The following is a 23,954-nucleotide window of genomic DNA, read 5'->3' on the forward strand; positions in this document are numbered from 1 at the left end:
ATGTCCTCGGGAGAGGTCTCTCCGATTGGACTTCACGCTACCGGCGGCAACGTTGCATCACAGTTGCATCGTCGTCCGGCCGGTCAGTGCCCGAGGGATTCGAGCCTGACGACAGCCGCCGTGCGCTCAGGCGCATCGGGCGGCGCAAGTCGGAGGACGGCCATGAGCACCTCGGTGTCGGCCTGGGCGTGCGGCATCGCAGCGTAGCGCCACAGCTGCTGCCAGGTCCCGTCGGTCAGCAGCGTCTCCCGCAGCAGGACATCGAGTTCGGCACTGATCTCCCGCACCCCCGGTGCCTCCGACTCCGGCAGCACCGCGCCCCGGTACGCGCACAGCGCGGTCTCGGCGTCGCCGGCGGCCAGCGCCCGATGAGTGCGCTCGACGTCGCTGTCGAGTCGTCCCCGGATCCGGTAGGGCCGACCCAGGACCTCGATGTCGCCGAGGCGGCTGATCGTCTTGCGCAGCCGTGCGATCTCCGCCCGCACCGTGACGTCGCTGCCGCCGAGGGGCCACAGCCGATCGGCGAGCTCCGCGTTCGTCAGGCCGGTGGGGTGGCGGTGGAGCAGGAGGAGGATCTCCGCGTGGCGCTTCGACAGGTCGATGCGCTGCCCGCCGGTCCCGCTGATCACCGGAGTCGGACCGCTCACCTCGAGGAACGCATCCGTCGTCGCCTCGGGAGCCGGCCCGGTCGTCCCGTCGCCGGAGGCGTAGAGCTGCGAGAGTCCCGCCGAGGCGGCCTGCGCCGTCGAGCTGAGCAGCGGCAGGACGATCGCGGAGACCGCATCGTCTCCCCCGGTGACGTCGATGATCCCGATGACCTCGCCGGTGACGGGATGGGTGACCGGCACGGCGCTGCAGCTCCACGGGTGGACTTCGCTAGCGAAGTGCTCGGCCCGGCTGATCTGCACCGCTGAACGTGAGCGGAGCGCCAGGCCCGGCGCCGAGGTGCCCATGGCGTCCTCGGACCAATCGGACCCGGGAACGAAGCCCATGGACTCCGCACGATTGCGGACCGGCTTCTCCCCCTCGACCCAGAGGAGGCAGCCCTGTTCGTCGCCGAGTGCGACGAGGAGTCCCGCCTCGGTGGCGGGTTCGATGAGATGGGACCGCAGCAGCGGCATGATCGAGTGGAACGGGTGCCGGCGGCGGACCTCGGTCAGCTGTGCCTCATCGTAGGCGACCGTCGGATGCACACCCGCCGGATCGCGGAGTCGGTCGAGGCTGCGGGTCCAGGATTCGAGGACGGTCGAGCGCACGCCGAGGCCCGGCTGCGGTGCCAGTGCCGGACTCGCGAGGTTGTCATGGGCCCGACGCACGATCAGCTGATAGTCGTCGCGCAGCAGCGGTGTCGAGTGCATCGCGATCCGTGCCACCTCCATCGGCGGGTGTCAGTCAGTTGACCAGGATACGGACAATCCTATCGCGAACCGTCCCGGGAGCAAGGTGCGGGAGGGGCCCTGCGGTCAGGGCGGGGCGAGATGACCTGTGGAGTACAGCCGGTGCACCGCCTCGGCGCGCGAAAGACGAAGCGCGGGAACGACGAAGGGCGGGAAGTGAGAGTCTCACTTCCCGCCCCACTCAGGCGTCGGTCGCGGATCAGTCCGCGGCCGGCATCAGGCGCGCAGCGCGGCTGCGTCGACCGGAACGCCGGGACCGTTCGACGTGGTGATCGTCGCCTTGGTGATGTAGCGGCCCTTCGACGAGGACGGCTTGAGGCGGAGGATCTCCTCGATCGCGGCATCGAAGTTCTCCTGCAGCGCCTGCTCGGAGAAGGAGGCCTTCCCGATGACGAAGTGGAGGTTCGAGTGCTTGTCGACGCGGAACTCGATCTTTCCGCCCTTGATGTCCGTGACGGCCTTGGCGACATCCATGGTCACGGTGCCGGTCTTCGGGTTCGGCATGAGGCCACGGGGACCGAGCACCTTGCCGAGACGTCCGACCTTGCCCATCATGTCGGGGGTGGCAACCGCGGCGTCGAAGTCGGTGAAGCCGTTGGCCACCTTCTCCAGCAGGTCATCGGAACCGACGTAGTCGGCACCTGCTTCGCGGGCTGCCTCTGCACGGTCGCCGGCGGCGAACACCAGGACCCGGGCGGTCTTGCCGGTACCGTGCGGAAGGTTGACGGTGCCGCGCACCATCTGGTCCGCCTTGCGGGGGTCGACCCCGAGGCGGAGGGCGACCTCGACGGTGGCGTCGTACTTCGACACCGAGGTCTCCTTGGCCAGGTCGATCGCCTGAGCCGGTTCGTACTTCACATCAGCGGCGATCTTCTCAGCCGCGGCCTGGTAGGCCTTTGAGCGCTTTGCCATCTGCTTCTCTCCTTGCAGTCGTGGTGTGGGCGGCGCATCCGCCCTGCCACAGTGGAATGTCTGGTGACTCACCCGTGCGAGGGGGAGCCTCAGACCTCGATGTCGGTGGTGATGCCCATCGACCGCGCGGTGCCCGCGATGATGCGGTCAGCCATGTCGAGGTCGTTGGCGTTGAGGTCGGGCATCTTGGTCGTCGAGATCTCACGCACCTGGTCGGCGCTCAGGTGAGCGACCTTGACGGTGTGCGGGGTCGCCGAACCGGACTTCACGCCTGCAGCCTTCTTGATGAGCTCAGCGGCGGGCGGGGTCTTGAGAACGAAGGTGAACGAACGGTCTTCGTACACGGTGATCTCGACGGGAACGATGTTCCCGCGCTGGGATTCAGTCGCAGCGTTGTACGCCTTGGTGAATTCCATGATGTTGACGCCGTGCTGGGCAAGCGCCGGACCGATCGGAGGCGCCGGGTTGGCGGCACCTGCCTGAATCTGGAGCTTGACGAGGCCGGCTACCTTTTTCTTGGGAGGCATATGCGGTCCTTAATCTTGAGAGTTTCCATGCGCCGAGCGGCGCATCATTCGCTGCCGCCTCCGCCGATACAGAGACGACAATCAAACCACACCAGTATTCCATGTCCGCTCTCCCCCAGGCAAATGGTCGTGAGCGGGAACACAGCACCGTGGGCGGGTGGACGCAGAACGCGACGGGGCCCGGTTCTCACCGGGCCCCGTCGCGACTGAAGTGCGTTTCTCAGGTCAGAGCTTCGAGACCTGATCGAAGCCGAGCTCGACGGGAACGTCGCGCTCGAAGATCGAGAGCAGCACGGTGAGCTTCTGCGAGTCGGGGCGGATCTCCTGGATCGTCGCCGGGTGACCCTCGAAGGAGCCCTCCTTGACGAGGACGGACTCGCCGACCTCGAACTCGACCTCGGTGATCGGAGCGGACTTCGCGGCCTGCTCGGCGGCGTGGCCCTCAGCAGCGGCGGCCTCGGCCTGACGCTCCTCGAAGACGGGGGCGAGCATCGTGAAGACCTCGTCGATCGACAGCGGCACCGGATCGTAGGCGTTGCCGACGAAGCCGGTGACGCCCGGGGTGTGGCGCACGGCGCCCCACGACTCATCGGTGAGCTCCATGCGGACGAGCACGTAACCGGGCACGCGCACACGGCGGACCTGCTTGCGCTGGCCGTTCTTGATCTCGACGACGTCTTCCATCGGCACCTGCGACTCGAAGATGAAGTCTTCGAGGTTGAGGCTCACCGCACGGTTCTCGAGGTTCTGCTTGACGCGGTTCTCGTAGCCGGCGTACGAGTGGATGACGTACCAGTCACCCTCCTGCATGCGCAGCTCCGACTTGAACTCCTCGGCGGGGTCGACGTCGTCGCCGGCCGCAGCCTCGGTGGTCTCGTCAGCCTCGGCGGACTCGTCCGCATCCGCGGTGTCCGTGTCGTCGGCAGCCGAGTCGTCGGCGGCATCGTCCGCGGAAGCAGCCTCGTCGGCGGACGCGCCCTCATCGGCAGCCGTCGCGTCGGTCTCTGCGGTCGTCGCGTCGTCGGCGGTCACCTCGGCGACATCCTCCGTCGACGCCTCACCGGCGACGTCCGGGGTCTCAGGTGCGTCGACCTCTTCAGGTGAACTGGTATCCGACACCGATCAATTCCTCGCTTCGCGTGTAGTGGTCCCCTGCACGGGGATTGTGAGAAGTTCTATCGTATCCAGGTTATCGCCGCTGCCGGCGAGTCACCACAGCGGCCAGAGCGGAGTTCCGCCGAACACGAACCCGACGAGCTTGCCGAAGACGAGGTCGAGGACCGTGACGATGACCATCATGACGAGGATGAATCCCAGCACGACGAGTGTGTAGTTGACCAGCTGCTTGCGCGTCGGGGTGACGACCTTCTTCAGCTCCGCCACGACCTCGCGGAGGAACTGGATGATTCGTCCGAAGAATCCGAGCTTCTTGCGACGGGACGTGGCCTCGGGAGCCTGTCCAGTCTTCTTTGCCGGTGTGTCGCTCACACATCCTCACTCGGTCGGAATCTTCAGGGGATCGCACAATTGCTTCAGCCAATCGAGGACTGCGCCCTGCCCGGCGATTGAGAGCCGCGGCAGATGTCAACTGCGCAGGGGTGACAGGACTCGAACCTGCAACCTACGGTTTTGGAGACCGTTGCGCTACCAATTGCGCCACACCCCTTCGATTCGGCGACGCCCCCATCCGAGGGTGTGCCCAACCACGAGAAACGAGCATACCGTCTCCCACCGGGTTCCGTCGAACCGAGCCCGACACGCACCCCGACACCCGCCTCACGGCGCGGGTGCCACGGGTCTCGCAACGAGCGGCAGCGGTGCGGGGAAGCGCACCCACGGGCCGATCGACACGTCCTCACCAGGGGTGACGGTGATCGTCTGGACGTCGATCGGCGTCTTCGTCACAGTGTCGACGCGGATGACGCTCACTTCGGCGTCCATCTTCAGCGGACCCGGCGTCAGCGCGTTCGCCAGCGCCCCGCCGGTGGTGGAACTCACGTAGCGCACTCCCCTGCCGAACTGCTCGGGACCCACCTGCCGGTGCCAGTGTCCGCTCAGGGCGTAGGGGGCGCACCCGGACTCGAGGGCGGGCTGGGCGATGCGCGGGTCGTGGACGAGCATGATGTCGAAGTCGGTCCGGCACGCCTCGTCGCGCAGCTTCGCCGCGTACTCGTCGGCGGTCAGCTCCGTCTCGAGCTCCGGGCCCGAGCCGAACACGGTGCGCCGCGGGTCGGGGCCGCCGAGGAAGCGCACCCCGGCCAGCTGCGCGGTCGAATCGTCGAGCACCGCCCAGCCCCGGCTGCGGGCGTGCTTCGCGGTCTCCTGCGAGTCGTGGTTGCCCTTGACGAACATCTTCGGCACGTCCTGCGGCAGTTCGTCGTCGAGGACGTCGAAGCAGTAGTTCTCCGCCGAGGTGCCCGTCATCGTCACATCGCCGGCGTCGATGATCCCGTCGGCCCCGGTCAGCCGTGCGACGTCGCCGACGACGCGCGCCATCCCGTAGTTGCAGTGGACGTCGGAGCTGAGCACGAACGTCGAGACATCGGCGCTGCCCGACGCCGGTGGGACCATGCCCGCAGCCGACCAGTCGCCGCTGAGCGGGCGGTTCGTCCAGCCGGCGTGGAGACCGGCGATGACCGCGTCGTAGAACGCGTCGTTCTCGTCGGAGAACTCCTTGACCGCGGTGAACGCCTCATCGATGATGCCGCCGAGGCGGCCGGTCACCTCGGCGCCGGCGAGCGGAGTGCCCGCGAACGCCGGATCGGGCTGCGGCGGGGCGGGACGGGTGAGGACGAGGGCGCTGAGACCGCCGAGGACGAGGACGACGACGGAGCCGATGGCGATGAGCTCACGCCCGGCCAGGGCCCGACCGAGGGCGGCGATCCGGGCGGGTCCGAGCAGCGCCGTCACCCCGACGAGGATGCCTGTGGTGAGGCAGACGGCGAGCGCCCAGCGGATGAGGATGTCCCGGGTCAGGCCGGTGACGATCTCATCGATCTGCGTCTGCGGGGCCGAGAAGAGGGAGGCATAGGAGGCGATGTCCCCGCCGAGGGCGTCGACGACTCCCCCGCCGACCCCGCCGGCGGCATCGGTGCCCAGCGCCGAGGCGGCATCCTCAGTCTCCCCGGAGACCGGGATCTCCCCGACGTCGACGGACAGGCCGAGACCGAGCGGGAGGAACTCGTCCGCGGGCACGAGCAGGGAGCCCAAGGGCCCGAAGTCGAGCGTCAGCCGCGCATCCGCCGTCACCCGGTACTGCGCCTCATGGGGGCCGAAGCTGAGGTCGGCCCGCGCCGAGAAGATCGCCCAGGGCAGCGTGAGGGCGGCGATGACGGCAAGGAGGACGATGAGAGCTGAGGTCTTGCGGCGGGGTGACACGGACCCATTCTAGGGAGGCGGCACCCAGGTGTCCGTCAGGCGAACACGGCTATCCTTGAGAAGATGACGGACCCGCTCGTGTCCCTGCCGAAGGCACACCTCCATCTCCACTTCACCGGTTCGATGTCGGCCGACACCCTCGAAGACCTCGCCGCCGAGGCGGGGATGCCGATGTCCGAGCAGCTGCTCGGCGACAGGGTGACCGGGCTGAGCCCCGATGAGCGCGGCTGGTTCCGCTTCCAGCGCCTCTACGACATGGCCCGCGGCGTCGTCCGCGGGGAGGAGGTCATGCGGCGGCTCGTCCGCGAGGCGGCCGCCGCCGACCGTGCCGAGGGGTCCCGGTGGCTCGAACTCCAGGTCGACCCGACCTCGTATGCCCCGTACGTCGGCGGCATCACCCCGGCGCTTGAGATCATCCTCGACGAGGCGGCAGCGGCCAGCGATGAGGACTTCGGGATGGCGATCGTCGTCGCGGCCTCGCGCACCCGCCACCCCCTCGACGCGCGGATGCTCGCGCGGCTCGCGGCCCACCATGCCGGCACCGGCCCCGGCAAGGTCGTCGGCTTCGGCCTGTCGAACGATGAGCGCCGCGGCACCACGGCGGACTTCGGCCGGGCCTTCGACATCGCGCGGCGGGCCGGACTGCTCTCCGTCCCGCACGGCGGGGAGCTGCTCGGGCCCGATCACATCCGCGCCGTCGTCACCGAGCTGGCGCCGAACCGGCTGGGCCACGGCATCCGCGCCGGTGAGGACCCGCGCCTGCTCGACGAGATCGTCGCGGCCGGCATCGGCCTCGAGGTCTGCCCGGGATCGAACGTCGCCCTCGGCGTCTATCCCGACATCGAGCACGTCCCGCTGCGCCGGCTCCTCGACGCCGGCGCGGACATCGCCCTCGGCGCCGACGACCCCCTGATCTTCCACACCCGACTGGCCGACCAGTACCGGTTCGCCGCTGAGCTCGGTCTCACCGACGGCGAGCTCGCGGGTCTGGCGAAGTCCTCGTTCGCGATCTCCGCGGCCCCCGCCGAGGTGGTCGCCCGGGCCGAAGCCGACATCGATGCATGGGCGGCCGGGCGGGGCGATGCCGAGCGGGGAGAAGCCGAGTCCGACCGCAGCGACTAGCGCGCGGGCCGCAGCGGGCCCGGCGCGGCGTCAAGCGCGGCGTCGTGTCAGAGTTCGGTGCCGATGAAGGTCGGTTCGGGTTCGAGGACGATCCCGAACCGCTCATTGACGCCGGCGACGATCGTGCGCGCGAGGTCGACGACATCGGACGTCGTCGCCCCTCCCCGGTTCGTCAGGGCCAGGGTGTGCTTCGTCGACAGGCTCGCCCGGTCGTTGAAGCCGTAGCCCTTCCCGAAACCCGCGCGTTCGATGAGCCACGCCGCCGAGGTCTTCGTCAGCCCGGGGATCGTCGCCCCGCTGAGCGGATCGGTGACGGGGAACCGCGGCGCCTCGGCCGGCAGCGCCGCCAGTGCCTCGGGGCTCTCCACGATCGGATTGGTGAAGAACGATCCCGCCGACCAGGTGTCGTGGTCGTCCTCGTCGAGGACCATTCCCTTCGACCGGCGCAGGTCGAGCACGGCCTCGCGCACCCGCAGGGCCGGCACGCGGGTTCCGATCGCGACGTCGAGGGCGCCGGCGAGCTGCGCGTAGCGCACCGGCAGGGAATCCGTGCCGCGGGGCAGGGCGAACGTCACCGAGAGGACGATGTGCGCGGGCGTGCCCGCCGCTCGTGCCGCGCGTTTGAGCGCCGAGGTGCGGTAGCCGAACTCGAGTTCCGCGGCGGTCAGTCGCCGCACCTGCCCGGAGAGCCGGTCGTAGACCTCGACGGAGGTGATGAGTTCGGCCACCTCGGTGCCGTAGGCCCCGACGTTCTGGATCGGAGTGGCGCCGACGGAGCCGGGGATCCCGGAGAGGGCCTCGAGTCCGGAGAGACCGGAGGAGAGCGTGGCGGCGACGAAGTCATCCCAGCTCTCCCCCGCCTCGGCGGTCACCTGCATCTCCGTGTCCGAGATCTCCGTGAACGTCACACCGGTCGTCGCGACGACGCCGACGGGCCCGGCGAATCCGGCATCGGAGACGAGCAGGTTCGACCCGCCCCCGATGAGGAGGATGTCCGGCATCGACCGGTCGCCGGGTGCGAGTCCGTTCGCCTCGGCGAAGGCGATGAGGTCGTCCCGGGACCGGGCGACGGTGAGATCCGGGGCGGGCCCGCCGAGGTGGAACGTCGTGAACTCGGAGAGGTTCACCGTCCGACTCGGATCTGCGTGCGGCTGAGCACGTCGGCATCACCGGCGGTGACGGCGGCATCGATGCGCAGGGTGCCCACGGCCGCGTCGACGGCGCCGACGGTGGCCGTGAGGTGCAGCGAGGTCGTCGGGGTCGAAGGCGGTCCCGACTCGGCGTCGGGCACGAGGACCGGGGCGGAGAAGCGGGTGCGGTAGTCGACGACGGCACCGGGATCGCCGAGCCACTCGACGATCGGGGCGATGACGACGGCCATCGAGAGCATGCCGTGGGCGATGACGCCCTCGAGGCCGACCTCCTCGGCGAAGCGCTCGGACCAGTGGATCGGGTTGTGGTCGCCGGAGGCCGCGGCATAGTCGATGAGCGAGGCCCGGGACAGCGGGATCTCCGTCTCGACGACGACGTCGCCGATCGTCAGCTCGGACAGATCGATGAGGCTCATTCTCCGTCTCCTCTCACGACGATGGTCGAGGTCACCGTGACCACGGGCTGGTCGGCGATGTCGATGATCTCCGTGCGGGTGGTGATCATCGCGTTGCTGCCGGCGGCGCGGACGCCGTCGACATGGGTCGTCGCCTTGAGGCTGTCACCGGCGACGATGGGCCGGTTGAAGCTGAACTGCTCGGAGCCGTGGACGACCTTCGAGAAGTCGATGCCGGAGTCCGGGTCGGTGATGTAGGCCGCCTCGGACTTCTGCGCGATGATCACGGCGAACGTCGTCGGGGCGATGACGTCGCGGTATCCGAGGGCCTGAGCCGCCTCGGCGTCGAAATGGTAGTCGGCCCCCGCGTTCGTCGCGCGAGCGAACTCCGCGATCTCCTCCCGGGAGACATCGTAGGGGCGCGGCAGGGAGTAGGTCGCCCCCTGCTTCTCCGCGTTCACCGGCATATCAGCTCACTTTCGAAAGAGGCATCGGTCGGCTCAAGCCTAGCTTCCGGAATGCGGGCAGCGGGAATCGGCGAGCGCCGATGCTTCCACTGCCGGGCACCGCCCGGTGGTCACGATTTCGCCTCCCATTCACACATTTGCTGAACCATCAGCCACAGACGCTGAAAACTGAGATAGGTTGTCCCCATCACATTTGCTGTAGGCACGTCTCCCGGGCCGACAGCGGAGCCGACGAGACCTCGGTCGTCGCCATGGCGCCCGACGGTTTCCCGTAAGGAGCACTGCCATGACGAACCACCCCTCGAGCAGCACCACCCCCACCACGAAGAACGACAAGGCGAGCGGAGGCGGGGCGGGTTCGACGCGCAGGACCGCTGCGACGAAGAGCGCGGGGTCGTCCACCTCGACGAGCACTGCGGGCTCTGCGGCGAAGACGAAGCCGGCTGCCTCGAAGACAGCATCGAAGTCGACGTCGTCGAAGTCGACGAACTCGACGTCGACCGCGAAGGCGTCTGACTCGAAGTCGGCAGCGAAGTCCTCGACCTCGAAGTCCTCGGCGACGAAGGCGTCGACCTCGAAGGCGTCGGCAGCGAAGAAGCCCGCGGCGAAGGCAACGGCGTCGAAGTCGGCGGCGTCGAAGTCGGCGGCGAAGTCCTCGGCGACCAAGACATCCGCGTCGACGTCGGCGACCACGGCGTCGACCTCGACGTCGGGGACGAAGAAGCCCGCGGCTGCCACCAAGGCGTCGGCCTCGACGTCAGCGGAGAAGAAGCCTGCGGCTGCGACGACCGGAGCGAACTCGGCAGCGTCCGCACCCACGACGTCGTCGATGTCGGCGGGTGCGGCGGCGAAGACGACGGCCGCGAAATCGGCGGCCCGCACGGTCGCGGAAAAGGGCTCGGCACAGGCGGCTCCCGCCAAGTCGGCCGCACCGAAGTCCGGATCCGCGGCAGCGACGACAGCGACCGGGTCATCCCCCTCGGCCGCGTCGACGTCGACACCCTCGACGACGAAGACTTCCACTGCTTCCACGAAGACGTCAGCAGCGAAGTCGCCTGCGGGCGCCGCGAAGTCCTCGTCCTCCGCGAAGACCGCTGCGACCTCCACCGCGTCGAAGCCTGCTGCGTCGGCGCCCGCCGCGTCCAATTCCACCGCGTCGAAGCCCACCGCGTCGACGTCACCAGCATCGAAGTCCGCTGCGTCGGCGCCCGCCGCGTCCAAGTCCACCGCGTCGAAGTCCGCAGCCGCTGCGGGAAAGAAGCCCGCTGCTGCGAAGACCGCCGGCTCGAGCGCAAAGGCCTCGACGGCGAAGGCAGCAGCGACGACCGCGACCCCGAGTGCGGAGAAGAAGCGCGCCGTCAAGGACGGTGTCGCCGTGCCCGGCCCCCGCTCCGCCGACGAGCAGACCGTCGCAGCGGCGACGGCGGCCGCGAACGCCGCTGTTCCGCCCGCGGCTGCGGTGAGCGCCCCGGCGGCGGCTGAGCCCGCTCTGCCCCCGGCCCCCGAGGAACTCGAACTTCCTCCGGCGCCTCCGGAACCGGCGCTCGCGGGTGCTGCTCCCGTCGGCGCAGCTCCCGTCGGCGCCGCCGCCCCCGGTGCGCCAGCGGCGGCCCCCGCCGCGGCACCTGTCCCCCCGGCTCCCGCAGCCGCTGCCCCCGCAGCTGCAATGGCCGCCCCTGCCGCGACCACCGCAGCACCGGCCGCGGCTCCTGTCGCCCCGCCGGCAGCCCCAGGCACTCCGGCCGCCCCGGCGGCCCCGGCGGCTCCCGCCGCTCCTGCCCCGGCTGTGCCCGCCGATCCCTCCGCCGGTGATCCCGCCGACGCCGAGGTCCATGTCGGCACCGACGCCGCCTATGCGGGCAAGGAAGCCGACAACGTCCAGTTGCGTCGCCCGCTGCGCAACATCTCCGAGGTCCGTCACTTCTTCCGCACGAACCAGACGCCGATCTACTTCATCGGCGCCACTCCGTTCAACCTGCTCGGCCTCGACCGCTGGGTCCGCAACTTCTCCTACATCACGTACTACGACGGCTGGGACGGCGCCCACCCCCGCGTGTTCTCGCCCCGCTACAAGCCGTTCGTCGAGTTCGAATCCGGCGAGGCCATCAACAACTGGCTGCTGCTCAACGCCGAGGTCCGCGCCCACATGACGCGCAACGTCCCCCACGGCGAGCGCCCCAAGGTCGCCATGGTCTTCTTCGACGAGGAGACCGAGCGGATCTGCCGCGAGCTCGGCTACGACCTCATCCTCCCCTCGGCGAAGCTGCGCAATCAGCTCGACTCGAAGATCGAGACGACGAAGCTCGGCAACGAGGCGGGCGCCTACTCGGTGCCGAACGTCCTCACCACGGCCGACACCTATGAGGAGCTGACGAAGGCCTCGGTCGCCGAGGGACTCGGCACCGACCTCGTCGTCCAGACCCCCTACGGGGATTCGGGCAAGACGACGTTCTTCATCGCCTCCGAGGAGGAATGGGACAAGCACAAGGACGACATCATCGGCGAACAGCTCAAGGTGATGAAGCGCATCAACAACACCCCGGTCGCCGTTGAGGCCGTGATCACGAGCAGCGGCGTCGTCGTCGGCCCGTTCCTCACCGAACTCGCCGGCTTCCCCGAGCTCACCCCGTACAAGGGCGGCTGGTGCGGCAACGAGATGACCCCCGACGTCCTCACCGCCGACCAGCGCGGGCGGGCCCGCGAACTCGTCCGCCGGATGGGCGAGGGACTGCGCAAGCGCGGCTACCGCGGGTTCTTCGAGGTCGACGTCCTCGTCGATCTCGACACCAACGACGTCTACCTCGGCGAGCTCAATCCCCGGATCTCCGGCGCCTCGGCGATCACGAACGTCACCGCGGGAGCGTACGCCGACGTGCCGCTGTTCCTCTTCCACCTCCTCGAGTACCTCGACGTCGAATTCGACCTCGACGTCGATGAGATCAACGAGCGGTGGGAGGAGCTCTCCGGTGCGGACGAGTGGAGCCAGATGGTCATCAAGGAGACCGCGCCGATCACCGAGTACATCACCCACTCGCCGCTGACCGGCCAGTACTACCTCGACCAGTACGGCACGCTCACCTACAAGCGTGCCGCCCTCGACTGGCACCCCCTCCAGAACGGCAGCGAGGTCTTCTTCCTCCGCATCTACGGGGCCGGCGAATACCGCTGGAAGGGCGCCGACCTCGGCGTGCTCGTGACGAAGAACCCGCTGCAGGTCGATGCCAGCGGCAAGAAGTCGCTGAGCATCCGCGCCAAGCACTTCATCGATTCGATCCGTGCGATGTACGCCGGTGTCCCCGTCGCCGCAGAGGATCCTGCGCCGACGATCGGCGGACCCGGGGCCAAGGGCGACTGATAGTCTCAGTCCGACCCCCAGCACAGATCGAAGAGGTGAAGTGTGTCCGAGACATCATCGGATCCGACCCTGACCGACCCCGCGGAGTTCGTCGACCCCGCATCCGCCGAGGCGGTGGCACCTGCTGAGGCAGCTCTGCCCGCCGAGGCGGTCGAGGTCGACCGCGACAACTGGCAGGACGCCGACAAGGTCCACTGGTCCTTCCAGCACGTCGACGAGGTGCTGCCGACGACGCCGATCTCCCGCGGGGACGGCCCGGTCGCCGAGTTCGCCGCCGACCTCCAGGACCTCGGCGAGGTCGAGATCCCCGAGACGGAGTTCTCCGAGGCCCGCACCGTCCGCAGCGTCATCGACGACTCCGACACCGACGGCTGGATGGTCGTCCACCACGGCACCGTGCTGACCGAGGAGTACTTCGGCGGCATGCAGCCGGAGACCGAGCACCTCCTCATGTCGGTGAGCAAGTCGCTCGTCGGCACCGTCGCCGGCGTCCTCGTCGGGGCAGGGGAGATCGACACCGGCAGGCTCGTCACGGACTACGTGCCCGAGCTCGCCGACTCCGGCTATGCGGGGGCGACGGTGCGCGACATCCTCGACATGCGCTCGGGCATCAGGTTCTCCGAGGACTATCTCGACCCCGACTCCGAGGTGCGCCAGATCGAGCGGTCCATCGGCTGGTCGGAGACCGACCCCGGCGATGCCAAGGGCATGTACGCCTACCTGCGCACGCTCGAGGCGAAGTCCGAGCACGGCGGCCCGTTCGAGTACCGCTCGTGTGAGACCGACGTCCTCGGCTGGGTGTGCGAGAAGGTCGCCGGGCAGAGCATGCAGACGCTCATGTCCCGTGTCCTGTGGTCGCGCATCGGCGCCGAACGCGACGCCCTCATCGCCACCGATCAGTTCGGGGTGGGGATGTTCGACGGCGGGATCAACGCGACCCTGCGCGACCTCGCCCGCTTCGGGTACCTCTACTCGAATCGGGGGCTGTCGCTGACCGGCGAACAGGTGGTGCCGACCTCATGGATCGGCGACACCCTGACCGGCAGCGAGGACACCCGGCAGGCGTTCGCCGACAGTCCCGGAGACAACCGCATGCCGGGCGGGATGTATCGGAACCAGTTCTGGTTCCCCTTCCCCGACTCGCATGCGTTCCTCGCCCTCGGCATCCACGGGCAGATGGTCTACATCAACCCGGGGGCCTCGTTCGTCGGCGTCAAGCTCTCGAGCTGGGGCCTGCCGCAGGACGCGAAGAAGCTCTTCCCCACGATCCGCGCCTTCGACGCCCTCGCCAAAGCCGTCAACTGACACCCTGCGCTCTCCCCTCCCACCGACGCGCGCACAACGAAGTCATTCACGGGTCACTGAAAGTCACGGGGCCGTAACCGGGCCTGATTTCCACTGGCCGGGACTGTAATCTTTGGGCACGTTCCTTCCCAAAGGAGCTGCAGCGCGCGTTCGCTGCCACCGCGGCCCGACATCCACCGCATCGGATGCCGGGCCGCGGCGCAGAGACAACTGAAGGCACCCATGTGAATCCCCATTCGACATCCACCCCCTCCCCCGAGCCCGGCGCTTTCGACCTCTTCCTCGGCCCCCGCATCATCGAGGAGAAGCGGTTCGCGTGCCGGGTGGCCACTGAATTCCCCGACACCGACCTCGCCGTGGCGACGGTCACCTCCCTCTTCGACCTCACCGCCGGTCGGATCCGCATCGCCCGCGACGTCATCGTCGGCGCCGACCGCGCCCAGGTCGACCTCGACGCCCTCGAATCCGATCGGTTCAGCACCCTCCTCGTCCCCCTCGGCGAGGATTCGGAGCTCACCGGCCACCTCGGCGAGGTCCCTCCCGCCGTGCGCCTCCTCCAGGTGCTCGCCCATGTCAGCGTCATCGACCAGCCGACCGTGGCGCTGGCCCGACAGGCGATCCCCCGGCTCGAAGCGGTCGATGCCACCGGTCTGCCGAGCATCGACGAGATGACCTCCCAGCTCGTCTTCGCCGGTCTGCTGCGCATCGACACGGACCGTCCGGGCACCTACGCGATGCCCGGCCTCGTCCGCTCCGTGGCCCGCCGCTTCGACCAGACGCCGGCCCCGAGCGGGCTGACGGCCCGGCGGGCGCTCAGCTGCGAGCTCGAGGAGTCGTTCCGCTCGCTGCTCGACATCGGCACGTTCCGTCTCGAGGCGATCTTCGGTCTCATCGCCGACCTCGAGGCGTGGTCCCTGCTCGCCGAGGTGTGGGCCGAGCGCGGCTTCAACGTCTTCTACCCCGAGTTCCTCACCGCCGTCCGCGCGATCCTCTCCGCCCCTGCCTCGGCGGCGCGCGGCTCCCTCGTCCTCGCCGAGGCCCAGAGCGCTGCCCGGGAGATCGCGAACATCTCCACGCGCACCGGGTCGACGGATCCGCGCGAGGTCCTTGCGCTCGTCACCTTCGACCGCCTCGATGTGCCGACCCTCGAGCAGGAGCGGGTGCGCCTCGACAACGGCGACTTCACCGCCAACGAGGTGGCCGTGATGACGTTGCGCTCGATGCGCGACCGCCGGCAGCACGGCGACCTCGACGGCGGGGTGCGGGCGGCCGAGGAGGGCAACCAGTACCTCTTCGCCCGACAGTCCCAGGCCGCACCCCTGTCGCGTCTCTACGATGCCCGTCTGCTCATGGAGCGCGGGCTCGATCTCGCGCGGTCCGGTGATGTCCGGCGCGGCCAGGACCTCGTCGACCGGGCGGTGACGATCTCCGAGACGATCCTCCCGTTCGACCCGTACCCGCTCGTGCCGGGGCTCGCGATCGCGGCGCTCGGCCATGTCGCCGCCGGGTTCGGCCCGAAGAGCGAGGGCTGTCTGCGCCGGTATGACGAGCTGCGGTCGCGGTTCGACTTCCACACGCTGCAGACGGACTTCATCGCCAACACCCCGCGCCTGCACCGGGCTCTCGACCAGCTCGACCTCGAGGCCTCCGCTGCGGCGATCGCGATCTCCAAGCGCCTGGCCCCGGACCAGCTGGGGTCGCGGGTGTACCGCTACGGGGAGGTCCTCCACAACGTCTACTCCGGAACGGCGGGCCTCTATCTCAAGGAGCATTCGCTCGCGCCGGAGAACCAGGTGACGAACACCGATCTGCAGATCGTCGGGTCCGCGTACTCCCTCATGACGATCCTCACCGTCGCCACCGGGGCCCTGCGGGAGGCGCAGGCGCTCGCGGCGCAGGCGCCCCTCGTCGACCGCAAGCACGGGCTCTCCCGGGCTCGGGTCGGCTTCGCGCTCGGGCAGTACGACGTCGTCGACTCCTCGACCTCGCATGTGCTCATCACGGGCACCGACCCGAAGAAGAAGGGGTCGGCGCTCGCGCTGCGGGCGGCGTCGATGCACCGCCGGGGCCGGGAGACGGCGGCGCTGGCCGATGTCGACAACGCCCTCGACTACTGCATCGTCGCGGGCTCCGTGCTGCCCCTGGCCCTGCTGCCCTCGGACATCAGGGAGGCGTTCGTCCGGGCCACCGCGTCCTCCCGGCAGTGGGATCTCATCGCCGCGACGTTCGAACTCGTCCCGGTCACCGGCGAGGAGCTGCGTGCGCGTCTGCTCGCGCTGCCGCAGACCTTCTTCGAGGCGCAGGTCGAGAATCGTCTGCTCGATTCGCAGGAGCTCGATCTGCTCTTCCGGCTCGAGAAGGCGACCCCGCTCGCACGGATCGCCGCCGACCTCTCCCTGGCCGAGGGCACGGTGAAGAACCGTCTCTCCGCGATCTACCGGAAGCTCGGGGTGCGCAACCGTCGCGACGCCGTCGAATACGGCTACCGCAACGGCTACTTCAGCTGACGGCGGGAGAACGCGCCTGGGCCGGTCGGGGTCGTGACTCCGACCGGCCCTGGCGCGTTCTCGGGTATCCGGGGTGTGTTCAGCTCACGGACTGGGCGCGGGCCTCATCGCGGGCTGCGGCGAGCATGCCCTCACGGGTGGCGATCTTCACCCGCTCACGACCCTCAGCCTCCCCAGCCGCCTTCTCGGCAGCCTCGACCCGGTGGTACCCCTGCCAATCGACGAAATCCACACCCTTGGATTCGAGGAGATCGACGATCGCCGACTCCTCGGGGAACACCGGCTCCGCCAACACTCCGGCATTCCGGTCCCCGAGGATTTGGCCGATCGTCTCCAGGGCGTCACCCTTCGTGTGCCCGATCAGACCCACCGGGCCGCGCTTGATCCACCCCGTCGCGTACACGCCGGGCACCACATCAGCGCCCGCCGCCTCCGCCTGATCCAAGGTGTCGACGACGCGCCCCTCATGGTTGGGGATGACGCCCTTGCGCGGGTCGAACGGCAGCTGCGGCAACGCCGTACCCGCATATCCGACAGCACGGTAGACGGCATCGAACTCCCAGTCCGTCACCACCCCGGTGCCGCGAACATTGCCCGTCCCATCGAGTTCCTGTCGCTCCGTCCGCAGACCAGTCACCCGACCCTCGCCGAGGATCTCGACCGGGGCATGGAGGAAGTGCAGATGCAGACGGCGAGCAGCTCCCGCCGGTTCACGCAGCGTGAAGTCCGTCAGAGTCTTCGCGACCTGCTTGACCTGGTTGGACGATTCGATCGCCTCCAGCGAGCCGTCATCGAACTCGAAGTCCTCCGGATAGACGATGATGTCGACATCCGGCACATGCCCGAGCTCACGCAGCTCGAGCGGCGTGAACTTCGCCTGCGCCGGGCCCCTGCGCCCGAAGACATGGACGTCGGTGACCTTCGAGGACTTCAGACCCTCGTACACATGATCGGGGATCTCCGTGACATGCATGTCATCGGCCTGCTTGGCGAGCACGCGCGCGACATCGAGTGCGACGTTGCCATTGCCGATCACCGCGACCCGTTCCGCGTCGAGCGGCCAGTCCTGGGCCACATCCGGATGCGAGTCATACCAGTTGACGAAATCCGCCGCACCGAACGACCCCTCAAGATCCACACCGGGGATCGTCAACGCCGCATCCGTGATGCAGCCGGTGGAGAAGATCACCGCATCGTAGCGATCCGTGAGCTCATCGAGAGTGATGTCGGTGCCGTAGTCGACGTTGGAGAACAACCGGATGTCGCCCCGATCCAGCACCTTGATCAGGGCATTGATGATGCCCTTGATCCGCGGATGATCCGGCGCCACCCCATAGCGGACCAGACCGAACGGCGTCGGCAGACGCTCGAAGAGATCAATGCTGACGTCGAAATCACGCTCAGCCTTCGTCAGCAGATCAGCCGCATAGATTCCGGCAGGACCGGCACCCACAATGGCCACACGGAACGGACGAGTCATGGTTCACCTCAGGTCTTTCGTTGTCGTTTCAGTCGTCGGTGTCCTGCGGCGGGAGCGCCGCGATGAGGGGATGGTCGAAGCTGCTCGGTCCGAAGCCGGCCGCACCTCCGGGTGAGCCGATGTCGGCGAAGAATTCGACGTTCGCCGTGTAGTAGGACTCCCATTCCTCGGGGACGTCGTCTTCGTAGTAGATCGCCTCGACGGGGCACACGGGTTCGCAGGCGCCGCAGTCGACGCATTCGTCGGGTTGGATGTAGAGGCTGCGTTCGCCCTCGTAGATGCAGTCGACGGGGCACTCCTCGATGCAGGCCTTGTCCTTCACGTCGACGCAGGGCTGCGCGATGATGTACGTCATGGGGTCCTTGTCATGGTCAGGGCGGAGAGGAAGTCGGCCGGGTTGACCTCGGTGAAGGCCCCGGCGGCGTACGGGCTCAGGCGCACGACGTCGCCGACGACGACGACCGCGGGGTTGCGGACTCCGCGCCGGGCGGCTTGGAAGGCGATGGTCTCCAGGGTGCCGACGGTGACGCGCTGCCCGGCACCGTAGCCGTCTTCGATGATGGCGACCGGGCAGTCGCCGCCGCGCTCCCCGCCGGCGAGCACCATCGCCGAGTGCGCGAGGGTGCCGATGCCCATGAGGACGACGACGGTGTGGTCGCGTCCCCCGCCGAGGCCGGTGAGCTGATCGTGGCCGGTGATGACCGTGTACGCGGTCGCGAGGTGGCGGTGGGTGAGCGGGATGCCGGCGACGGCGGGCACGGAGTTCGCGCTCGTCACCCCGGGCACGACACGGGCGTCGATGCCCGCCGCGTGCAGGTGGGCGAGCTCTTCGCCGCCGCGGCCGAAGACGAACGGGTCGCCGCCCTTGAGACGGACGACGCGACGCCCGGCGCGGGCCTGCTCGACGAGGATCTCGTTGATCCGCTCCTGCGGCACCGGGTGGTGTCCCGGGTTCTTGCCGACGTCGATGATCTCGGCCTCCAGGGGTGCTCCCCTCTCCGCGGTGAGCTCGTCGATGACGGTGCGCGCGCCGAGGCGGTCGGCGACGATGACGTCGGCGGCCTCGAGGGCGCGCAGCCCGCGGACGGTGAGGAGGTCGAGCGTGCCCGGTCCGGCGCCGATGAGGAGGACGCTGCCGGGAGCGAAGTCGGTCGTCCTCATGCTCCTGCCTCCGTCGGGGTCTGCTCCGCGGGGGTGTGGATGCCGGCGGCGACGGTCGCCCCGGTCTGCGGGTCGATGACGAGGAAGCCCCCGGCCCGGCCCTGCTCGCGGAAGTCCGGCAGCGGCAGCGCGGTGCTCAGGCGCACCGTGGCTGTGCCGATGTCGTTGCCGGCGAGCACCTCGGCGGGTTCGGAGTCGTTCGTCGTGAGGTTGCGTCGGGAGTCGATCGTCACGATCCCCTTGACCGTCGACGTGCCCGCTTTGACGAGCACGCGGTCACCGGTGCGCAGGCCCGCCGCGGTGAAGGGGAAGACCTCGGCGCGCAGGGTCGTGCGCGCCGGCGGCAGGGACCCGGCGGCGGCGAGCACGCTGCCGCGGGCGGTGTCGATGTCGTCGGCGAGTCGCAGCGCCACCGACAGGGGTGCCCCGGCGGTCTCGCGGGAACCGTCGGCGGTGTCGATGCCGACGACGCGGGTGCGCATCCCGGCGGGGTGGACGTCGATCTCATCGCCGACGCTGATCCGCCCCGAGGTGATCTGCCCGGTCACGGCCCGGTAGTCGCGGTAGGCTTCGGCGTCGAGTCCCGGGGCCAGTCCGCCCTGGGGGCGCAGCACCGACTGGACGTCGAGCCGGAAGGGCTCGAGGTCGGCGGTGTCCTCCTCGATGCTCGGCAGGGTCTCGAGCAGCTCGAGCAGGGAGGGACCGGAGTACCAGGGGGTGTTCGCCGAGGTGGTCGCGACGTTGTCCCCGGCGAGCGCAGAGACCGGGATGAGGTGCGCGGTGTCGAGGCCGATCTGGTCGGTGATCTCCTCGACCTCACGGGCCACCTCGGCGAAGGCGTCCGCATCGTAGCCGAGGAGGTCGATCTTGTTGATCGCGACGATGACGTGGCGGATGCCGAGCCGGTGGACGACGGTGAGGTGGCGCCGGGTCTGCTCGGTCGCGCCGTTGCGGGCGTCGATGAGGACGACGACGGCATCAGCGGTCGTCGCGCCCGTGACCATGTTGCGGGTGTACTGGACGTGTCCCGGGCAGTCGGCGAGGATGAACGAGCGGCGGTCGGTCGCGAAGTACCGGTAGGCGACGTCGATCGTGATGCCCTGTTCGCGTTCGGCGCGCAGCCCGTCGGTCAGCAGGGCGAAGTCGAATTCGCCGCCGACGAAGCCGCGTTCGGCGCTCGTGGCCGTGACCTGCGCGAGCTGGTCGGCGAGGATCGCCTTCGCGTCGTGGAGGAGGCGGCCGACGAGCGTCGACTTCCCGTCGTCGACGGACCCGGCGGTCGCGAAGCGCAGCAGGGTCTTCGTGGTGGTGGGGGCGATGGTCGTCATCAGAAGTATCCGTCCTTCTTCCGGTCCTCCATGGCGGCGGCAGAGATCCTGTCGTCGGCGCGTGTGGCGCCGCGTTCGGTCACGGTGGTCACGGCCACCTCGGCGACGACAGCGGCGATGTCGGCGGCGTCGGATTCGACGGCGCCCGTGCAGCTCATGTCCCCGACCGTGCGGTAGCGCACGGACTTGGTCACGACGGGTTCGTCCGCGCGCGGGGCGGAGAACTCTCCCGTCGCCCACCACATGCCGTCACGGTGGAAGACCTCGCGGTCGGCGGCGTAGTAGAGGGGCGGAAGGTCGATGCCCTCGCGGGCGATGTAGTTCCACACGTCGAGTTCGGTGAAGTTCGAGATCGGGAACACGCGGACGTGTTCGCCGGGCACGTGACGGCCGTTGTAGAGGTTCCACAGCTCGGGGCGCTGGTTGCTCGGGTCCCACTGGCCGAACGCGTCGCGCAGGGAGATGATGCGCTCCTTCGCCCGGGCCTTGTCCTCGTCCCGGCGGGCCCCGCCGAACACCGCGTCGTAGCCGCCGGCGGCGATCGCGTCGATGAGCGGCTGGGTCTGCAGGGTGTTGCGGGTGCCGTCGGGGCGTTCCCGCAGCCGTCCGTCGTCGATGTAGTCCTGGACCTTCGCGACGGTGAGTTCGAGGCCGAAGCGCTCGGCCGTGCGGTCGCGGTAGTCGAGGATCTCCGGGAAGTTGTGCCCGGTGTCGACGTGGAGGAGGCCGAAGGGGATCTTCGCCGGCCAGAACGCCTTCTGGGCGAGGTGGAGGACGGTCACGGAGTCCTTGCCGCCGGAGAAGAGGAGGACCGGCTTCTCGAACTCCGCGGCGACCTCACGGATGATGTGGATGGCCTCGGATTCGAGGACGTCGAGGGTCGTCGGTGCCTGGTGGTCGATGCTCATACGTGCAGCCCGCATTCTGTCTTGGAGAAACCTGCCCAGCGTCCGGCCCGGGGGTCCTCCCCCGGGGCGACGGGACGCGTGCAAGGCTCGCACCCGATCGACGGGTAGCCCTGGGACATGAGTGGATTGACCGGCACGCCGAAGGCGCCGGCGTAGTCGAGGAGGTCGTCGAAGGACCACGCGGCGACGGGGTTGACCTTGATGAGGCCGTTCTTCTCGTCGAACGTGATGAGCGGGGTGTTCGCCCGCGTCGGCGCCTCGTCACGGCGCACCCCGGTGAACCAGAGTTCGTAGCCGGACAGGGACTTCTTCAGGGGCGCGACCTTGCGGCGGGCGCAGCACAGGCCCGGGTCGCGGGCGAAGAGCTCGGCCCCGAATTCGGCGTCCTGCTCGGCCACGGTCTGCTCGGGGAGGACGTCGACGATGCGCACATCCATCGTCCGGGCCACCTCGTCGCGGGTCTCATAGGTCTGGGCGAAGTGGTAGCCGGTGTCGAGGAAGAGGACATCGACGCCGGGCATGTACTGGGCGACGAAGTGCGGCAGCGCGGCATCGGCCATCGAGCACGCGACGGCCGCGGCCCGGGTGTCGACGTTCCGCGAGACCCAGCGGATGACGTCGGCGGGGGCGGCTTCGGCCACCCCGTTGTCCGGGTCACCGGCGAGCTCCCGGTTCCCCGCCTCGGCGAGGGCACGGAGATCATCGAGGGTGCGCGTGCTCATACCAGCTCCTCATCGTCGACGCGGTGCGCCCATTCGGAGAAGGTCTCGGATTCGCCGCGGCCGTCGAGGAAGCGGCGCACGAGCTTCTCGACGTAGTCGCTCAAGTTCTCCGCGGTGACCTTGAGGCCGCGCACGGTGCGGCCGAGGCCGGCCTCGTCGCGGTCCTGCGAGGCCAGTCCCCCGCCGACGTGGACCTGGAAGCCGGGCTGCTGGGTGCCGTCCTCGGTGGTGACGAGCTGACCCTTGAGGCCGATGTCGGCAGTCTGGATCCGGGCGCACGAGTTCGGGCAGCCGTTGAGGTGGAGGCTGATCGGGTGGGGCAGGTCGATGCCCGCAAGACGGGCCTCGAGCTGCGCGACGGCATCGGCGGCGGTCTGCTTCGTCTCGACGATCGCGAGCTTGCAGAACTCGATGCCGGTGCAGGCCATCGTCGAGCGGCGGAAGAGGTCCTTCCGGCTCGAGAGCCCGAGGGCGTCAAGACCGGCGACGACGTCGTCGATGTCGTCCTCGGCGATGTCGAGGAGGAGGATCTTCTGGTGCGGGGTCGTCCGCAGCCGGGTCGAGCCGTACTTCTCCGCGAGGTCGACGATCTGACCGAGCAGGGTGCCCGACGCCCGACCGGCGATGAGGCTCACCCCGATGTAGTACTTCCCGTCGGCCTGCCGGTGCACGCCGACGTGGTCACCGGCCGTCAGCGGCTTGTCCGGGGCGGGACCGTCGGCGAGTGCGTAGCCGAGGTACTCGGTCTCGAGGACCTCGCGGAACTTCTCCGGACCCCATTCGGCCATGAGGAACTTCAGGCGCGCCTTGTTCCGCAGCCGGCGGTACCCGTAGTCGCGGAAGATCTCCGTGACGCCCAGCCAGGTCTCGACGACCTGGTCGGGGGCGACCCAGGCGCCGAGGCGCTCGGCGAAGCGGGGCACGGTCGACAGGGCACCGCCGACCCAGAGGTCGTAGCCGATGCCGTGCTCGGGATGTTCGACGGCGACGAACGAGCAGTCGTTGATCTCGTGGACGACGTCCTGGCTGGGGTGACCGGTGATCGCGGTCTTGTACTTGCGCGGCAGGTTCGCGAGGCTCGGATCCCCGATGTAGCGGCGGGAGATCTCCTCGATCGCCGGGGTCGGGTCGATGAGCTCGTCGGCGGCGATGCCGGCCACCGGCGAGCCGAGGATGACGCGCGGGACGTCCCCGCAGGCCTCGGTCGTCTGCAGACCGACCGCTTCGAGGCGGCGCCAGATCTCCGGGACGTCCTCGATGGCCACCCAGTGGAGCTGGATGTTCTGCCGGTCGGTGAGGTCGGCCGACCCGCGGGCGAAGTCGTTCGAGATGTCGGCGATCGTCCGCAGCTGCTCGGTCGTGAGCTTGCCGCCGTCGATGCGGACCCGGAGCATGAAGTACTCGTCCTCGAGCTCGTGGGGTTCGAGGGTGGCGGTGCGACCGCCGTCGATGCCGGGTTTGCGCTGGGTGTAGAGACCCCACCAGCGGAAGCGACCGTGCAGGTCATCGGGGTCGATCGAGGCGAACCCGCCCTTGGCGTAGATCTCCTCGATCCGCGCGCGGACGTTGAGGCCGTTGTCCTCGGCCTTGTCGACTTCGTTCTTGTTGAGCGGTTCGTGACCGTCGATCTTCCACTGTCCGTTGGACTTCTTCGGTCGCGCTGCGGCCTTGCCTGCGGGCTTCGCGCCGCGCTGCTCCACATCTGTGGACATAGCCAACTCCCCATGCTGGTGCGATTGCTTGGTCAGTCACGCTACAGGCTAACAGAATTGCTCAACAAATTAGGATGGCCAAAGCCTGTCATGTTTCGACATATGACGATCCGCGACAGCGGAAGAC

The 23,954-nt window shown here is 69.0% G+C and carries 21 protein-coding genes and 1 tRNA gene; 4 read left to right on the top strand and 18 right to left on the bottom strand.

What is annotated here, in order from left to right:
• Window positions 1-83 precede the first annotated feature (83 nt).
• The 7 genes from J9315_RS12500 to J9315_RS12530 all read right to left on the bottom strand — a co-directional run bounded on the left by J9315_RS12500 (window position 84) and on the right by J9315_RS12530 (window position 6,214).
• Complete coding sequence (locus tag J9315_RS12500; RefSeq protein ID WP_211977983.1) at window positions 84-1,358, bottom strand: helix-turn-helix domain-containing protein; 1,275 nt, start codon at window positions 1,356-1,358, stop codon at window positions 84-86.
• A gap of 255 nt (window positions 1,359-1,613) precedes the next feature.
• On the bottom strand, window positions 1,614-2,309 hold the full coding sequence (gene rplA / locus J9315_RS12505) for a 50S ribosomal protein L1 (RefSeq protein ID WP_137826928.1): 696 nt from the start codon (window positions 2,307-2,309) through the stop codon (window positions 1,614-1,616).
• An 89-nt stretch (window positions 2,310-2,398) separates the two neighbouring features.
• Window positions 2,399-2,836 carry a 50S ribosomal protein L11 gene (gene rplK, locus J9315_RS12510; protein WP_009379129.1) on the bottom strand — a complete coding sequence of 146 codons (438 nt, stop codon included), beginning with the start codon at window positions 2,834-2,836 and terminating at the stop codon, window positions 2,399-2,401.
• 225 nt (window positions 2,837-3,061) lie between these two features.
• The gene (nusG, locus tag J9315_RS12515; protein WP_211977984.1) at window positions 3,062-3,955 is read right to left on the bottom strand and encodes a transcription termination/antitermination protein NusG; all 894 of its coding nucleotides are present in this window, start codon (window positions 3,953-3,955) and stop codon (window positions 3,062-3,064) included.
• A gap of 90 nt (window positions 3,956-4,045) precedes the next feature.
• Window positions 4,046-4,324, bottom strand: a complete 279-nt coding sequence (gene secE / locus J9315_RS12520) for a preprotein translocase subunit SecE (protein WP_140955542.1) — start codon at window positions 4,322-4,324, stop codon at window positions 4,046-4,048.
• A gap of 105 nt (window positions 4,325-4,429) precedes the next feature.
• Window positions 4,430-4,502: transfer RNA gene (locus tag J9315_RS12525), tRNA-Trp, on the bottom strand.
• Between the two features lie 110 nt (window positions 4,503-4,612).
• Window positions 4,613-6,214 (bottom strand): metallophosphoesterase, encoded by a 1,602-nt coding sequence (locus tag J9315_RS12530; protein WP_211977985.1) that lies wholly within the window; start codon window positions 6,212-6,214, stop codon window positions 4,613-4,615.
• A 63-nt stretch (window positions 6,215-6,277) separates the two neighbouring features.
• Between J9315_RS12530 and J9315_RS12535 the strand changes: the two genes are divergently transcribed.
• On the top strand, window positions 6,278-7,336 hold the full coding sequence (locus tag J9315_RS12535; protein WP_211977986.1) for an adenosine deaminase: 1,059 nt from the start codon (window positions 6,278-6,280) through the stop codon (window positions 7,334-7,336).
• A gap of 47 nt (window positions 7,337-7,383) precedes the next feature.
• Here the strand turns inward: J9315_RS12535 and J9315_RS12540 are convergent, their stop codons facing one another.
• The 4 genes from J9315_RS12540 to J9315_RS12555 form a co-directional block, all read right to left on the bottom strand.
• The gene (locus J9315_RS12540) at window positions 7,384-8,463 is read right to left on the bottom strand and encodes a UDP-N-acetylmuramate dehydrogenase (protein WP_211977987.1); all 1,080 of its coding nucleotides are present in this window, start codon (window positions 8,461-8,463) and stop codon (window positions 7,384-7,386) included.
• Window positions 8,460-8,903: a MaoC/PaaZ C-terminal domain-containing protein gene (locus tag J9315_RS12545; RefSeq protein WP_211977988.1), complete on the bottom strand. Its 444-nt coding sequence runs from the start codon at window positions 8,901-8,903 to the stop codon at window positions 8,460-8,462. Before J9315_RS12545 ends, J9315_RS12540 begins: the two co-directional genes overlap by 4 nt.
• Window positions 8,900-9,349, bottom strand: a complete 450-nt coding sequence (locus J9315_RS12550; RefSeq protein WP_137826935.1) for a MaoC family dehydratase N-terminal domain-containing protein — start codon at window positions 9,347-9,349, stop codon at window positions 8,900-8,902. Before J9315_RS12550 ends, J9315_RS12545 begins: the two co-directional genes overlap by 4 nt.
• A gap of 129 nt (window positions 9,350-9,478) precedes the next feature.
• Window positions 9,479-10,711, bottom strand: coding sequence for a hypothetical protein (locus tag J9315_RS12555; protein ID WP_198498190.1), 1,233 nt, complete (start codon window positions 10,709-10,711; stop codon window positions 9,479-9,481).
• 13 nt (window positions 10,712-10,724) lie between these two features.
• Between J9315_RS12555 and J9315_RS12560 the strand changes: the two genes are divergently transcribed.
• The 3 genes from J9315_RS12560 (at window position 10,725) to J9315_RS17475 (ending at window position 16,516) form a co-directional block, all read left to right on the top strand.
• Complete coding sequence (locus J9315_RS12560) at window positions 10,725-12,704, top strand: biotin carboxylase (protein ID WP_249120897.1); 1,980 nt, start codon at window positions 10,725-10,727, stop codon at window positions 12,702-12,704.
• Between the two features lie 42 nt (window positions 12,705-12,746).
• On the top strand, window positions 12,747-14,009 hold the full coding sequence (locus tag J9315_RS12565) for a serine hydrolase (RefSeq protein ID WP_198500770.1): 1,263 nt from the start codon (window positions 12,747-12,749) through the stop codon (window positions 14,007-14,009).
• A gap of 224 nt (window positions 14,010-14,233) precedes the next feature.
• Window positions 14,234-16,516 carry a LuxR C-terminal-related transcriptional regulator gene (locus tag J9315_RS17475; protein WP_249120898.1) on the top strand — a complete coding sequence of 761 codons (2,283 nt, stop codon included), beginning with the start codon at window positions 14,234-14,236 and terminating at the stop codon, window positions 16,514-16,516.
• A 79-nt stretch (window positions 16,517-16,595) separates the two neighbouring features.
• Here the strand turns inward: J9315_RS17475 and J9315_RS12575 are convergent, their stop codons facing one another.
• Genes J9315_RS12575 through J9315_RS12605 form a run of 7 tightly spaced genes read right to left on the bottom strand, consistent with a single transcriptional unit; the run spans window position 16,596 to window position 23,827 of the window.
• Entirely contained in the window at window positions 16,596-17,996 is a 1,401-nt protein-coding gene (locus tag J9315_RS12575) for an FAD-dependent oxidoreductase (RefSeq protein ID WP_211977989.1), read from the bottom strand.
• A 28-nt stretch (window positions 17,997-18,024) separates the two neighbouring features.
• Window positions 18,025-18,351: a ferredoxin gene (fdxA, locus tag J9315_RS12580; RefSeq protein ID WP_137825468.1), complete on the bottom strand. Its 327-nt coding sequence runs from the start codon at window positions 18,349-18,351 to the stop codon at window positions 18,025-18,027.
• Complete coding sequence (cobA, locus tag J9315_RS12585) at window positions 18,348-19,157, bottom strand: uroporphyrinogen-III C-methyltransferase (protein WP_211977990.1); 810 nt, start codon at window positions 19,155-19,157, stop codon at window positions 18,348-18,350. Before cobA ends, fdxA begins: the two co-directional genes overlap by 4 nt.
• Window positions 19,154-20,485, bottom strand: coding sequence for a GTP-binding protein (locus J9315_RS12590; RefSeq protein ID WP_211977991.1), 1,332 nt, complete (start codon window positions 20,483-20,485; stop codon window positions 19,154-19,156). The genes cobA and J9315_RS12590 overlap by 4 nt, the downstream gene beginning before the upstream one ends.
• Complete coding sequence (gene cysD / locus J9315_RS12595; RefSeq protein WP_181365659.1) at window positions 20,485-21,393, bottom strand: sulfate adenylyltransferase subunit CysD; 909 nt, start codon at window positions 21,391-21,393, stop codon at window positions 20,485-20,487. Before cysD ends, J9315_RS12590 begins: the two co-directional genes overlap by 1 nt.
• Window positions 21,390-22,115 carry a phosphoadenylyl-sulfate reductase gene (locus tag J9315_RS12600; RefSeq protein ID WP_137825464.1) on the bottom strand — a complete coding sequence of 242 codons (726 nt, stop codon included), beginning with the start codon at window positions 22,113-22,115 and terminating at the stop codon, window positions 21,390-21,392. Before J9315_RS12600 ends, cysD begins: the two co-directional genes overlap by 4 nt.
• Complete coding sequence (locus J9315_RS12605) at window positions 22,112-23,827, bottom strand: nitrite/sulfite reductase (RefSeq protein WP_140955534.1); 1,716 nt, start codon at window positions 23,825-23,827, stop codon at window positions 22,112-22,114. Before J9315_RS12605 ends, J9315_RS12600 begins: the two co-directional genes overlap by 4 nt.
• Between the last annotated feature and the right edge of the window lie 127 nt (window positions 23,828-23,954).

It is taken from the genome of Brevibacterium sp. W7.2 (assembly GCF_018137945.1).
Lineage (GTDB): Bacteria > Actinomycetota > Actinomycetes > Actinomycetales > Brevibacteriaceae > Brevibacterium > Brevibacterium sanguinis.